This is a genomic window from Streptomyces sp. NPDC003023, from assembly GCF_042888225.1.
In the GTDB taxonomy this organism is placed as follows: domain Bacteria; phylum Actinomycetota; class Actinomycetes; order Streptomycetales; family Streptomycetaceae; genus Streptomyces.
In genome coordinates this window covers 110328-122614 of record NZ_JBIAPL010000014.1, presented here as the reverse complement: position 1 = coordinate 122614, position 12287 = coordinate 110328, and the positions used below count along the sequence as shown (strand labels likewise).

Below are 12287 nucleotides of genomic sequence, written 5' to 3'. Positions count from 1 at the left end.
GGTATGCCTTCCGGCTTTCCCCACGCCCTGTCCCCCGACGAGCTGACCGCACGGCGCCATGCGGAGGTGACCGCCTTCCTCGCGGGCCGCCGGCTGGACCCCGCGTGGCTGTCCGCCCTGATGCGCGACCAGGTCGGTGAGGGTCTGCTGCTGCTGACCAGCTCCCCCGTCCACGGGCTGGCCAACTCCACCAGCGACCTCGACTTCATCCGCGTCCAGGAGGCCGGCATCGACGGCCCCCGAATCGCCACCAAGATCTTCGAGAACGGTCACCACCTGGAGGTCGTCTCCTTCGGCCGGAACGAACTCGCCTCCAGCCTCGACGAGTTGAACCGGCTCGCCGGCCTGCCGGCCGAGGAGACCGTGGCGGGCTTCCGCGCCTGGGACAAGCAGCGCGAGCCGCGCCGCAAGCAGACCGAGCGCATCGTCAACGGCATCACCCTGGACGGCACCGCGCCGTTCCTGCCGTGGCTGCCCGCGCTCAGCCGCGTCTGGAGCCGGGCCTCCCTGCAGACCGCCGTCGAGCAGGCGGTGCACGCCGTGCTCGCCGAGGCCGCCGGGGAGAGCCGAGGCCGGGTCGGCTACGCGTACAACGTGCTGCTGCACCTGATGGACGCGCTGCTCTCGCACCACGGCGACGTCTACACCACCCGCAAGTGGTACGTGCTGCGCTGGAGCCGGCTGGTGGCCGGGGGCGGCTGGCACGACGAGCGGCTCCAGGCGGTCGCCTCCGACGTGGAACGGCTGCGCAAGGGGATCGGCGCCGCCCTCGGACCGGCCGCGGCGGGCGAGCCGCTGGCCGGGGCGTTCACCGCTGCCGTCCTGGACGCCGTACGAGCCACGGGCACCGCCCGGTCGGTCACGGTGGGCGCCGAGGTCACCGGCTCCGTACAGCCCTACCTGCCCGGGGCGTCGCTCCTGCTGGACTCCCGCGCCGCGGTGGTGCTCCCCGCAGTCGGCGCGGAGAGGGACCTCGCGCTCACCGGCTCCCCCGTCGGCCTGGAGGAGCTGTCCGGGCTGGACCCGAAGGCCGCGGCGTCGCTGCTGCGGGCCCTGCGCGCGGGCGCGGCCCGGCTGCGGATCGGCTACCGCGGTGCGCGGGCCGGCCGGTGACCTCGTACACGGACAAGGAGCAGCACATGACAGACAATCGCACGCCGGGCGTCTCGCGGACGGCCGCGGACCTGGCGGTGTTCCCCTCGGTGCGGGCCGGGCACGTCATGGCGGGCCCGCAGGCCGTCGAGGCGTGGGTGCAGGCCGCCTGGCTGATGCTGGCCGAGGGGCGCGCCTACGTCGAGGACCTCGAAGGGGGCACGGAGCAGCCGCAGATGCAGCAGGCGGCGAAGCTGCGCTTCCTGGAGCAGCTGCTGGACATCGACCAGCGGCTGGCGGGCCGGGTCGCGGTGGACGACGCCCACTGCCTGGCGCTCGCCCTGGAGTACGGGATGCGTGAGGTGGTCGACGCCACCGGGCCCGAACTGGCCGAGGTCTTCGCCCTGCACGAGGAGTTCGGCGGCGACAGCTGTGCGGTCGGGCAGGTCCATGTGCTGTGGGAGCGGCTGCTGGAGGCCTTTCCGGGACAGCTGCCGGACCGGCTCGTCGCCGAGGGGCAGCGGGACATGCTGCTGACCCTGCGGGTCTGGGCCCGCCTCGCCCGCGCGGCCGGGCTCGACATCGGATTCCTGGCCCCGTTCATGAAGGCCGCCTGACGCGGAGAGGTGAGGTGAACATGCCCGAGATTCGGGCGGAGACGCTGCTCGAGGGACGGACCGCCGACGAGGTGTGGGCGCTCGTCAAGGACAGCGGGAGGACCGCGTCGCGGGCCGGGCACGTGGTCGCCGTGAGCCCCCGGCCGGCCGCGCGGGAGCGGGCCTTCCGGTTCGACGAGTGGAAGGTGCTGCTCAACGGCAGCGAGGTGACCTGGGTCCAGCGGGAGGCCGCCGGGCCGGGCCTGCGCCTGCGTTTCGAGCAGCTGACGGGTGATCTGGAGGAGCTGTCGGGCGAGTGGGCGGTCGACGCCGTGCCCGGCGGCGTCCGGGTCTCGCTCGCCATCGGCTTCGAGCTGGGCATCGACGGTCTGGCTCCCCTCCTCGAACCGATCTGGTCCCAGTCGTTCCAAGCCCATGCGGACGCGCTGCTGCGCTCCCTCGCGGCCCGTGCCGCATGACCGAGAGAGAACGACCTGCCATGAGTCTGTATCTGAACTTCCTGCACACCACGGTGCGTTTCGACGTGGCCGCGGACGCCGAGCCGGTCTTCGAGCCGGTGCGCCGGTTCTTCCGGCATCTGATCTCCGCGGAGCCCGCCCGTGAGGCGACGTTCCGGATCGACGTGCACGCCTACGACCCGCAGGCGGACGTCGCCCCCGAGGTGTGGGAGCTGCCCCGGTCCGTCGTGCGCCGCAGCAACGCGGCCGAGTTCAACTTCGACGCGCACGTCGTGGACGCCGGCGGCCGCCGCCGGTACGTGAACCGGGCGACGCTCCTCGACGCGCCCGTGGACACCGCCGAGGACAACACCTTCGCCGTCCGCCTCACCGAGGGGTCCACCGTCCAGGTCCTCGACTTCGTGCGCGATCTCGTGATCCGGCACGAGGAGAACCTCGGCACGGTCGTCCTGCACGCCTCCGGGCTGTACCGGGGCGACGAGGCGGTGATCATCGCCGGGCCCAAGGGCGCGGGCAAGACCACCACCCTGCTGTCCGCCCTGCGCCGCCCCGGCTGGCGGTACTTCACCGGCGACAAGCTGTTCTGCACCGTCGAGGACGGCCGGGTCCTCGTCCACCCGTGGCGCGACTACCCGTACGTGGGTGTGGGGACGATCCGGGCCGACGCCCGTCTGGAGCAGCTCGTCCGCGACGGCGTCGACGACCGGCTCGACACCTACGGGAGCGGCCACAAGATCCTCATGGACCCCGACGTGTTCGAGTCCTGGCTCGGCACGGAGTTCACGCCCGAACCAAGGCGGCTGGCCGCGCTGCTGCTGCCCGAGGTCAGGCCCGGGGAGCCGCTGACCGTCCGGCGTCTGACGGACGGCAACGAACGCTGGGCGTATCTGAACAAGATCGTGGACCGTCAGGTCGACACGACGTTCTTCACCTGGCAGTCGTACCTGGTCCCCGACTACGCGGAGTTCTACCGGTCGCTGTCCGCGCTGCGCACCGCTTTGGACCCGGTGGAGATGGTGCGGCTGCGCGGCACCCTCGACGTCGACGTGGACGCCGTCCTCGGCCGCCGGCCCGCCGGCTCCGCCGGTGAGCAGGAGGGCCGGTGACGACGGCCGGGGCCCGCCGCCTGCGGATATCCGTCGTCGGCCTGGCCGGTGCGGGGAAGTCGACCTGCGCCGCCCTCATCGAGGAGTTCGCCCGCGCCAAGGGCCTGACGCACGCCCGGGTCAAGCTCGCCAAGCCGCTGTACGACCTCCAGGAGCAGGTGTACCGCGCGGCGGGCGGCCGTCTTCCCGACGGCGCCCAGGACCAGGTCCTGATGGAGGCGCTCGCCGACGCGATGCGCCGCATCCGGCCGCGGGCGCTCGCCGACGACTTCGTCGCCCGGCTCTCCTCGGCCGACGCGGACGTCGTCGTCAACGACGACCTGCGCGACCCGCACGTGGACGCCCCGGCGCTGCGCGGCCACGGGTTCCGCGTTGTGCGGATCACCTGTGACGAACAGGTGCGGCAGGTGCGGCTCGCGGGCCGCGGCGACCCGTCGCGCGCGGACCGTTCGACCCGGGAGATCGGCCTGATCGAGCCGGATGCCGTGATCGACAACAGCGCGGGCCCGGACGAGTACCGGTGTGCCGTCGACGAACTGCTGGGGAGCTGGCTGTGATTCTGAGCGGTGCCGAGATCCTGTCCGAGGTACGGGCCGGACGCATCCACATCGACGACTTCGACGCGGAACGCATCGAGCCGAACAGCTACGGCTTCCGGCTCGCCGACGACATCCTCTGGTACGAGCAGGACGTCATCGACTGCTTCGAGCCGCCCAGGGCCGAGCACGTGAAGATGGGGCCCGAGGGGATGGTCCTCGAACCGGGGCGCTTCTACCTGGGCGGCACCATGGAGGCGATGGGCAGCCCGCACTACGCCGCCACGCTCTACGCCTGCCGGTCCGCCTCGACGCTGGGGATCTGGATCCAGTTCTCCGCCCCGCTCGGACACAGCGGGGCGGTGTTCCCCTGGACGCTGGAGATGAAGGTCGCCCATCCGGTGCGGGTGTATCCCGGCATGATGATCGGCAAGCTGGCCTTCTGGTCGATGCAGGGCGAGGCGGTCGGCTACGACGGCAAGTACACGGGCTCCTCGTCGGCCGTGGCCTCCCGTTTCAGTCTGGACGCCCGTGTCCCAGACTGATCTCTTCCGCGTTCTGGCGGCGCTGGCCCTGCTCGTTGCGGCCGCCCATCTGGGAGGGCGGCTCTTCGCCCGGTTCCGGCAGCCCCCGGTGGTCGGTGAGCTCCTCGGCGGGCTGCTCCTCGGTCCGACGGTGCTGGGCCTGCTGCTGCCCGAGGTGCAGAGCTGGCTCTTTCCCGCGACGGGGCCGGCGGCCTCGGGTCTGACGCTGGTCCATCAGATCGGCATGCTGCTGCTGATGTTCACGGCGGGCATGGAGATGCGTACGGTCTTCTCCCGCGGGGACGGCCGGTCCGTGGCCGTGATCGCGGTGGCGGGCATGGCGGTTCCCTTCGTGCTGGGACTGGTCGTGGTCCGGGCCGTCGACACCGCGGACGTCATGGGTCCGGCGGCCGACGTGCCGGCGCTGACCCTGGTGGTCGCCTGTGCCGTCGCGGTCACCAGCATCCCGGTGATCTCGCGGATCATGCTGGACCTGGGCATCGTCCGGACCCGGTTCGCGCGGATCGTGCTGTCGGTGGCGGTCGTCGAGGACATCGTCCTCAACGTGGTCCTGTCCGTGGCGTTGGGCATGGTCGCGGGCGGCCGGGAGGACGGCTTCGGTCTGGCCGGCGCCCTGGGCGTCACCTCGGCCCACGGCTCGGCCGTCTACCACCTCGTGGCGTCGGTGGCGTTCTTCGGCCTGATGATGCTGGCGGCCGCGGCGCTGCGGCGCCGGCCGGGTGCCGGGGCCGGGACGGCGGGCAGCGCGCAGGGCCGGGTCGCGGTGCGGATGGCGGCCGTTCTCGCGGCGTCCGCCGCCTGTGTCTTCCTCGGGGTCGCGCCGATGTTCGGCGCGTTCGTCGTGGGCCTGCTGTCCGGCATGACCGGGCAGACGTCGCGCAGCGAGTCCCTCGGGCACGTCAGGGGATTCGCGTCCGGGTTCTTCGTCCCGGTGTACTTCGCGATCGTCGGCCTCGAACTCGACCTGGTCCACTCCTTCGACCCCGTCTTCACTGCGGGGTTCATCCTGGTGGCCTGTGCCGCGAAGGCGGTCAGCGTGTACGGCGGGGCCCGGCTGGCCGGGCGGCCCGGGCCGGAGTCCCTCGACCTCTCGGTCGCGCTGAACGCGCGGGGCGGTCCGGGCATCGTGCTCGCCACGGTCTCCTTCGACGCGGGGATCGTCAACGCCTCACTGTTCACCACCCTGGTGCTCACCGCCGTCGTCACCTCGCAGATCGCCGGCTGGTGGCTGGGGCGGGCCGTGGCCCGCGGTGTCTTCGCCCCCGTCGCGGACGGCCGGGACACGGGCCCGCGGCCGGACCGGCGGCCCGCGAAACCCGTGGACGCCCTGACCGGCTGAACACCGCCGCCCCGCCCGCGCGCACCACCGGCGCCCTCCCCTCCCGCCCCGCCCCCCTCTCCCCGCTCCGTCATGAAGGAGACTCCTATGAGCGCCCCTCAGGGCCGTCGTCCCGTCGTCGCCGTCGTCGACGCGTTCTCCAGCGCGAGTCATCTCGCACCGCTCTTCCACGCCCAGGGCTACGACTGCCTGCACGTGCAGAGCACGGAGGAACCACCCGCCGTCTTCGGCGCCTCCTTCCGGCCCGAGGACTTCCTCACCACCGTCGTCCACCGCGGCGACGTGGCGCAGACGCTGGCCGCCCTCGAGCCGTACGCCCCGGTCGCACTGCTGGCCGGCGCGGAGATCGGCGTCGAACTGGCCGATGTGCTCAGCGAGTCGCTGGGCCTGCGGACCAACGGGACCGCGCTGAGCGCCGCCCGGCGGGACAAGTTCAAGATGGTGGAGACCGTGAAGGCGGCCGGCGTGCCGACCGCCGACCAGATCCTCGCCACCGATCTCGACACCCTGCTGGCCTGGTACGGGGACGCCGACCGGTCCGTGGTCCTCAAGCCGGTCCGCAGCTCGCTCAGCGACGGGGTGTTCTTCTGCGACACCGCCGCACAGGTCCGTACCGCCTTCGCATCGCTCGTCGGCGCCGACAGCGCGCTCGGACTGCGCAACGACGCGGTGGTCGCCCAGGAGTACCTGGTGGGGGCCGAGTACTACGTCAACACGGTCAGCCTCGACGGCAGGCACTACGTGTGCGACCTGTGGAAGGCCCAGCACCTGGGGGTCAACGGGGTCCGCGACCTGCTCGGCGGTTCGGCGCTGATGGCCCGTCGGGGGCCGGAGCAGGACCTGCTGACCGGCTACGCCTTCTCCGTGCTCGACGCTCTGGGGATCAGCAACGGCCCGGCGCACACCGAACTGAAGCTGACCCCGCAGGGTCCCCGGCTGGTCGAGACCGGGGCGCGGGTCTGCGGCGCCATGCTGCCGCTGCTCACGCGGGCGGCGATCGGCGAGAGCCAGCTCGAGTGGACGGTGCTCGCCCACACCGACCCGCAGGCCTTCGAGGCCCGCCGGCACAGCGACTACGAGGTCGCCCGGCACGCGGTCTGCGTCAACATGATCGCGCCCGAGGGCGGCAAACTCGCCGGCTACCCCAAGCTGTCCGACCTTCGTGCCCTGGAGAGCTTCCACGACGTACTGGTGAAGGTGCAGCCGGGCGAGGAGCTGTCCCGGACGGTCGACGACCTGACCCATCCGCTGCTCGTCCACCTGCTCCACGAGGTCGAAGGGACCGTCACCCACGACTACATGACCGCCCGCCACCTGGACGGCGAGGGTTTCTACGATGTCGTCTAGCCGCCGCCTCGCCGTGGCCGCCGGTCCGCTGCTGGTCCTCGGCTACTGCGTCATCAACTCCACCAAGTCGGTCTTCGAGGGTGCCCTCGTCCAGGGTCTGTCGCCGGAGTTCATCGCGTTCAACTCCTTCGTCGTCGCCCAGGCCTTCTACTTCCTCGCCCTGCGCGACAGGCAGGCGCTGAAGGCCGCGGTGCGCCGCTGCCTTCCCGAGGTGATCATGCTGAACCTCTCCACCGCGGTCTGCTGGATCTCGGTCCTGTACGCGTTCACCGTCTTCGAGCCGGCCATGGCCAACTCGATGATCATCGGCCTGGGTCCCACCATCACGATCGTGCTCGGCTTCAAGCTCCGCCCCGGGACGAAGGCCCTGCCGCTGGAACTGGCCGCGGCCGGGGCGATGCTGGCGGCCATGGGCTACCTGCTGGCGACGGCGTCCGGCGGATCGTCGGCCATCGGGGACCTGCCGGCCGGCGAGCTGGTCTTCGGCACCGTGGTGTGCGTCCTCACCTCGGTCTCGCTGTCGGGGGTCACCTACTACACCAAGCGGCTGGGCGACGCCGGCATGTCGGTGCCGCAGATGATGGCGTCCCGCTTCGTGGCCCTGATCGTGGCGTCGCTCGTCCTTCTCCTCGTCCGCGGCAGCTTCGGGGCGTACTCGCCGGGCAACGTCGGAGCGATCCTCGCGATCGGCTTCCTCGGGGTGATCGTCTCGCTGTACCTGCTCCAGCAGGGCATCGTGCGGACCGAGCCGATCACCGTCTCGATGCTGTTCGGGACCAACCTGGTGATCACCTACGCGGCCCAGTTCCTCGACCCGCGGCTGCACCAGTCGCACCACACCCTCATCGGGATCCTGGTGCTGTCCGCCGCCATGTGCGTGGGCACCTGGGCCCGTTGGCATGCCGGCAGACGGGCCGGCACACGGGCCGCGGCGGAGCACGGGAAGGCGCCGGACCGGGTGGCGGAGAAGGCCGGGGCATGACCGTCCTGGCGCATCTGAGCGATCTCCACCTGGACGGCGGCCCCGCGAGCGCCGCCCGTGCCCGGCGGGCGGTGGACCACCTCACCGCTCTGCCCGGCACCGTCGACGCCGTCCTGGTCACCGGGGACATCGCCGACCACGGGAGAGAGCGGGAGTACCGCCGGGCCCGTGAGCTGCTCGCCCCGCTCCACGACCGCTGCCCCGTGCTGCTGTGTCCCGGAAACCACGACGCACGGCCGAAGTTCCGCCAGGTGCTGCTCGGCGGGGCCGCGAGCGCGGCCCCGGTCAACGAGGTCCGCGACATCGGCGGCGTACGGATCCTCATGTGCGACTCCTCGGTCCCCGGGCGCCCCGAGGGCCTGCTGGAACCGCAGACGCTGCGGTGGCTGGACGACGCGCTCGCGGCCGCGCCCGGCCGGCCGGCCTTCGTCGCGTTCCACCATCCGCCCGCGGCGCTCGGTCTGCCCGGCATCGACCGGATCGGGCTGCGTGAGCCGCACGGCCTGGCCGCGGTGCTGGCGCGCCACGACCAGGTCGTCGCGGTGCTCTGCGGCCACGCCCACACGGCCGCCGCCACGGTCTTCGCCGGCCTGCCGCTGCTGTGCGCGCCGGGGATCGCGTCGGCCGCGCTGCTGCCCTGCGAGCAGGGTGCGCGGGCGCCCTGGCAGTCGGACCGCGTGCCGCCCGCCCTCACCTTCCATCTGTACGAGGGGGGCCGGCTCACCAGTCATGTGCGCCCCGTTTGACCCGGACGGGACCGAGCCGTTTCGGAGGCGGTCGCGCCGGGCGACGACGGCCGCAGCACCTTGCCCCGCCGGAAGGAAACGTCGAAGCAGTCGAAGTCCGTGGCGAGAAGTTCCCTGCCCGGTCCGGAAAGGAGTCACAATTACCTGGTGGACAACGAGCAGATGGCGTACCTGCCGAGACCGAGGCGCCCCGTGGGTGGTGAGCAGTTTCCGCTGTCGCGCCCGCCCGGCTGGCCGACGTGGCAGGACGACTTTCCCGTGACGGCGCCGGGGGGCCATGCCTATGTGCTGGCCGCGTTGCGCATGACGGTGCCCGCGGGGCGGCACAGCCAGCAGGAGCGTCTGGTGGAGAACTACCGTCTGCGCGAGCGGCTGGCACCGTTGTTCAGCAGCCTGCCGACCGGTCATTCGCTGTTGCAGGAGCCGCACGGAGGGCAGCACTGCCGTTCCGGCGGTGACGGTCCCCGTCTGTGGCAGGACACCGACCCCGACCGGTGGCCGAACACGCTCTACCGCCGTCTGGTGGAGGAGGACGGCGAGCGGCAGGGGCTCGGCGAGGTCACGATGACGCTGTTCCTGCGGACTCGGGGCGGGCACAGCACGGAGATCTCGCGGACCATAAGGGAGTGCAACATCAGGGCCGACGGCCGGCTGTTGCTCACTCAGCTCCCGGACAGTCTGCCGGAGTCCTGACGCGGGTCACCGGCCGACACAGCCGTCGATCTGTTCGCGCAGGATGTCGGCGTGGCCCGCGTGCCGCGCCGTCTCCTCGATCATGTGGACCAGGACCCAGCGCATCGTGGGCGGGGAGGTCTCGCGCAGCGACCGGGCACCTGGCCGGTCCAGGTCGTCACAGGCGTGGATGATCTTGTTGCTCCGCTCGATCGCCCGGTGGTAGGCGGCGAGGGCCGGCTCTGTCGCCTCGTCGCCCGCGGGCTGTGACTCGTCGTCCTGGAGGGGGATGTCCTCGCCCGCGTAGGCCCAGGCGAACCAGTTCAGTTCGACGGCGGTGAGGTGCTTGATCAGGCCGAGGACGCTGGTGCCGGACGGGACGCCGGGGGTGGCGGCCGCCGCGTCGGTGAGGCCGGTCGCCTTGGCGGCGACCGCCTCCCTCAGATAGTCGAGGAAGGTCACCAGAGTCGTCTTCTCGTCGGCGTCGAGGCTGGGTGGGCGCAGGTCGGCGCGCGGCTCGGTGTCTGTCACACCGTGAGCCTACTCATCGGGTCCGCCGCCGGCGGGTACCGACGGTGTGCGGGCGGGCGGTTGGGCAGTTGTGCAGTCGTTGTGCTGTCGTTGTGTTCTCGTCGTCGGCGGCAAGCCGGGGAGCAGTACGGTGCATTGCGGCAACGCCGCCTTAGTCCTTTCGCCGAATCCGAGTCATCAGGAGACCGACGTGACGTCGTCGACCGACGCAGCAGGCAGCATCACCGAGGCGACCGCGCTGCTGCAGGCGGAGTTGCCGGAGCTGGAGCGGCATCAGCAGGCCCTCGAGGAGGAACTCGCCTCGGTCACCGGGCGGCTCGAGTCGGTGCGCAGCGCGCTGACCGCGTTGCAGGCCCTGTCCGCCGCGCCTGTTCCGGCGCCTCGTGGACAGGTGCCGGGGCCGGCCGCCCCGGCGGAGTCCGAGGTGTCGCCGGTGCCAAAGACGGCCGGGGCGCCGGTGGAGCAGGACGCGGAGGCGGTGGAGCAGGACGCGGAGGCGGTGGAGCAGGACGCGGAGGCCGGGGGCGGTGGGCTGACCGAGCAGGTCATGGACGTTCTGGCCCGTCGTGCCGGTACGGCGCTGCGTGCGCGTGACGTCGCCGAGGCGCTCGGCCGTGACGGTTCGCCGGGCAGTATCAACACCGTGCGCAGCACTCTGGACCGGCTCGTGGCTACGTCCCGTGCGCACCGGGCCGGTCGTGGGCTGTACGAGGCTGTGCCGGCCTGAGGCGCGGGGCGCCCGCGCGGGGCCGGTGGCGGGCCGGGAGGAAGCGGACCGGCAGGCCCGGTGGGGCCTGCGCGGCGGCGCGGAGCCGGTGTTCGGGGACAACGCCGATGACGGGGTAGCCGCCGGTGGTGGGCGAGTCGGCGAGGAAGAGGACCGGCCTGCCGTCGGGCGGTACCTGGAGGGCGCCGACCGGCATTCCCTCGCTGGGCAGTTCGCCGGGTACGGCGCGTTCCAGGGCGGGTCCGTCCATCCGCAGGGCGATGCGGTTGCTGCGGGTGGCGACGTGGTAGCGGGCCGCGGCGAGGGTGCGGATGGCGCGGGTGGTGAACCAGTCGTCCCGCGGGCCGAGCAGGACGGGGAGGACCAGTTCCCGCGGGGGTGCGTCCCACACGACGGTGTCGGTGTGGAGCGGCCGGCCGGTCGTCTCGCCCAGGGGCAGGACGTCGCCGTCGTGGAGGGGGGCCGGGCCGAGGCCGGAGAGCAGGTCGGTGGAGCGGCTTTCGAGGACGGGGGGTACGGCGATGCCTCCGCCGATCGCGATGTAGCTGCGCAGGCCGCCGGTGGCCGTGCCGACGTCGAGGAGGGCGCCGGCCGGGAGGTGTGCGGGGGCCGCCCAGGGTGCCGGCCGGCCGGCGATGCGTACCGGTGCCGGGGCTCCGGTCACGGCGACGGTCGCGGGGCGGGTGGTGCGCAGGGTCGCGCCGGTCAGTGTGGTTTCGAGTGTCGCGGCGTCGGCCGGGTTGCCGACGAGGCGGTTCGCCAGGCGGTGGGCGGGCTGGTCCAGTGCCCCGGAGCGGGGTACGCCCAGGGCTGCGTGGCCGTGCCTGCCCAGGTCCTGGACGGTGGTGAGGGTGCCGGCCCGGACGATTTCCAGGGTGGCGGTGTTCATGAGCGGGGCCGGGCGGGGTGGGCGGTGGTGGGGGGTTCGGGTTCCAGGGGGACGAACCGTACGCGCGTACCGGGTGTCAGCAGTGCCGGGGGGTCGTGGTCGATGTCCCACAGGCGCTGGGGGGTTGTGCCGATCAGCTGCCAGCCGCCGGGTGAGGAGCGGGGGTAGATGCCTGTGTAGGGGCCGGCCAGTGCCACGGCGCCGGCGGGGACGCGGGTGCGCGGTGTGGTGCGGCGTGGCACGTGGCGGGTGTCGGGCAGTCCGGTCAGGTAGGCGAATCCGGGCGTGAATCCGCAGAAGGCGACGCGGTGTTCGGTACCGGCGTGGATGTGCGCCACGTCGTCCTCCGTGACCTCCCACAGGGCGGCGACGGTGCTGAGGTCGGCGCCGTCGTAGTGGACGGGGATGTCGAGGAGGGGGCCGTCGGCGGGGGTGAGGGCGGGCACGGACCAGTGGCCGAGTTCCGTTTCCAGGGCGTCCGGGTCGGGGGTTCCGTACAGCAGGACGGTCGTGTCGCCGGGCACGATCTCGCGTACGGGGGCGAGGGTTCCCGCGGTGCGGCGCCGCTGGAGCTCCGCGTGCCAGGCCTGGGCCTCTTCGCGGCTGTCGAGGTCGACGAGGAGGGAGTCCTCCCCCACGGGCCGTAGTCTCATCTTTTCCTCCTGTGTGGATACCCCGTGCTTCAGCTCGGGGAGGAAAC

General features: G+C 72.4%; 15 protein-coding genes. 12 read left to right on the top strand and 3 right to left on the bottom strand.

The window, feature by feature from the left end:
- The first annotated feature begins 3 nt into the window (after positions 1 to 3).
- The 11 genes from ACFYV1_RS31695 to ACFYV1_RS31645 all read left to right on the top strand — a co-directional run bounded on the left by ACFYV1_RS31695 (position 4) and on the right by ACFYV1_RS31645 (position 9461).
- Positions 4 to 1113, top strand: coding sequence for a DUF6001 family protein (locus ACFYV1_RS31695; protein ID WP_389399082.1), 1110 nt, complete (start codon positions 4 to 6; stop codon positions 1111 to 1113).
- Between the two features lie 26 nt (positions 1114 to 1139).
- Positions 1140 to 1709, top strand: coding sequence for a DUF6031 family protein (locus ACFYV1_RS31690; protein ID WP_389399081.1), 570 nt, complete (start codon positions 1140 to 1142; stop codon positions 1707 to 1709).
- Positions 1710 to 1729: 20 nt separating this feature from the next.
- Complete coding sequence (locus ACFYV1_RS31685) at positions 1730 to 2167, top strand: SRPBCC family protein (RefSeq protein WP_389399080.1); 438 nt, start codon at positions 1730 to 1732, stop codon at positions 2165 to 2167.
- 20 nt (positions 2168 to 2187) lie between these two features.
- The gene (locus ACFYV1_RS31680; RefSeq protein ID WP_389399079.1) at positions 2188 to 3273 is read left to right on the top strand and encodes a hypothetical protein; all 1086 of its coding nucleotides are present in this window, start codon (positions 2188 to 2190) and stop codon (positions 3271 to 3273) included.
- A complete protein-coding gene (locus tag ACFYV1_RS31675) occupies positions 3270 to 3830 on the top strand; it encodes an AAA family ATPase (RefSeq protein ID WP_389399078.1) in 561 nt (186 codons plus the stop codon). The genes ACFYV1_RS31680 and ACFYV1_RS31675 overlap by 4 nt, the downstream gene beginning before the upstream one ends.
- Positions 3827 to 4354 (top strand): deoxycytidine triphosphate deaminase, encoded by a 528-nt coding sequence (locus ACFYV1_RS31670; RefSeq protein ID WP_389399077.1) that lies wholly within the window; start codon positions 3827 to 3829, stop codon positions 4352 to 4354. Before ACFYV1_RS31675 ends, ACFYV1_RS31670 begins: the two co-directional genes overlap by 4 nt.
- The gene (locus ACFYV1_RS31665; RefSeq protein WP_389399076.1) at positions 4341 to 5693 is read left to right on the top strand and encodes a cation:proton antiporter; all 1353 of its coding nucleotides are present in this window, start codon (positions 4341 to 4343) and stop codon (positions 5691 to 5693) included. The genes ACFYV1_RS31670 and ACFYV1_RS31665 overlap by 14 nt, the downstream gene beginning before the upstream one ends.
- A gap of 87 nt (positions 5694 to 5780) precedes the next feature.
- On the top strand, positions 5781 to 7040 hold the full coding sequence (locus ACFYV1_RS31660) for an ATP-grasp domain-containing protein (RefSeq protein ID WP_389399075.1): 1260 nt from the start codon (positions 5781 to 5783) through the stop codon (positions 7038 to 7040).
- Positions 7030 to 8022 carry an EamA/RhaT family transporter gene (locus ACFYV1_RS31655; RefSeq protein ID WP_389399074.1) on the top strand — a complete coding sequence of 331 codons (993 nt, stop codon included), beginning with the start codon at positions 7030 to 7032 and terminating at the stop codon, positions 8020 to 8022. The genes ACFYV1_RS31660 and ACFYV1_RS31655 overlap by 11 nt, the downstream gene beginning before the upstream one ends.
- Positions 8019 to 8768 carry a metallophosphoesterase gene (locus ACFYV1_RS31650; RefSeq protein WP_389399073.1) on the top strand — a complete coding sequence of 250 codons (750 nt, stop codon included), beginning with the start codon at positions 8019 to 8021 and terminating at the stop codon, positions 8766 to 8768. Before ACFYV1_RS31655 ends, ACFYV1_RS31650 begins: the two co-directional genes overlap by 4 nt.
- A 147-nt stretch (positions 8769 to 8915) precedes the next feature.
- Positions 8916 to 9461, top strand: coding sequence for a hypothetical protein (locus ACFYV1_RS31645; protein WP_389399072.1), 546 nt, complete (start codon positions 8916 to 8918; stop codon positions 9459 to 9461).
- A gap of 6 nt (positions 9462 to 9467) precedes the next feature.
- On the opposite strand, the gene ACFYV1_RS31640 is transcribed toward ACFYV1_RS31645, so the two are convergent.
- Complete coding sequence (locus tag ACFYV1_RS31640; protein ID WP_389399071.1) at positions 9468 to 9971, bottom strand: DinB family protein; 504 nt, start codon at positions 9969 to 9971, stop codon at positions 9468 to 9470.
- Between the two features lie 190 nt (positions 9972 to 10161).
- On the opposite strand from ACFYV1_RS31640, the gene ACFYV1_RS31635 reads away from it, so the two are divergent.
- Complete coding sequence (locus ACFYV1_RS31635; protein ID WP_389399070.1) at positions 10162 to 10698, top strand: hypothetical protein; 537 nt, start codon at positions 10162 to 10164, stop codon at positions 10696 to 10698.
- Here the strand turns inward: ACFYV1_RS31635 and ACFYV1_RS31630 are convergent.
- Positions 10643 to 11587, bottom strand: a complete 945-nt coding sequence (locus tag ACFYV1_RS31630) for a biotin-dependent carboxyltransferase family protein (protein WP_389399069.1) — start codon at positions 11585 to 11587, stop codon at positions 10643 to 10645. The genes ACFYV1_RS31635 and ACFYV1_RS31630 overlap by 56 nt on opposite strands.
- Positions 11584 to 12240: an allophanate hydrolase subunit 1 gene (locus ACFYV1_RS31625; protein ID WP_389399068.1), complete on the bottom strand. Its 657-nt coding sequence runs from the start codon at positions 12238 to 12240 to the stop codon at positions 11584 to 11586. The genes ACFYV1_RS31630 and ACFYV1_RS31625 overlap by 4 nt, the downstream gene beginning before the upstream one ends.
- Positions 12241 to 12287: the final 47 nt, after the last annotated feature.

Bases quoted from the DNA above. Each gene is read 5' to 3' on its own strand.
- ACFYV1_RS31695 (WP_389399082.1), top strand. From the start codon at position 4: ATGCCTTCCGGCTTTCCCCACGCCCTGTCCCCCGACGAGCTGACCGCA.
- ACFYV1_RS31690 (WP_389399081.1), top strand. From the start codon at position 1,140: ATGACAGACAATCGCACGCCGGGCGTCTCGCGGACGGCCGCGGACCTG.
- ACFYV1_RS31685 (WP_389399080.1), top strand. From the start codon at position 1,730: ATGCCCGAGATTCGGGCGGAGACGCTGCTCGAGGGACGGACCGCCGAC.
- ACFYV1_RS31680 (WP_389399079.1), top strand. From the start codon at position 2,188: ATGAGTCTGTATCTGAACTTCCTGCACACCACGGTGCGTTTCGACGTG.
- ACFYV1_RS31660 (WP_389399075.1), top strand. From the start codon at position 5,781: ATGAGCGCCCCTCAGGGCCGTCGTCCCGTCGTCGCCGTCGTCGACGCG.
- ACFYV1_RS31655 (WP_389399074.1), top strand. From the start codon at position 7,030: ATGTCGTCTAGCCGCCGCCTCGCCGTGGCCGCCGGTCCGCTGCTGGTC.
- ACFYV1_RS31650 (WP_389399073.1), top strand. From the start codon at position 8,019: ATGACCGTCCTGGCGCATCTGAGCGATCTCCACCTGGACGGCGGCCCC.
- ACFYV1_RS31630 (WP_389399069.1), bottom strand. From the start codon at position 11,587: ATGAACACCGCCACCCTGGAAATCGTCCGGGCCGGCACCCTCACCACC.
- ACFYV1_RS31625 (WP_389399068.1), bottom strand. From the start codon at position 12,240: ATGAGACTACGGCCCGTGGGGGAGGACTCCCTCCTCGTCGACCTCGAC.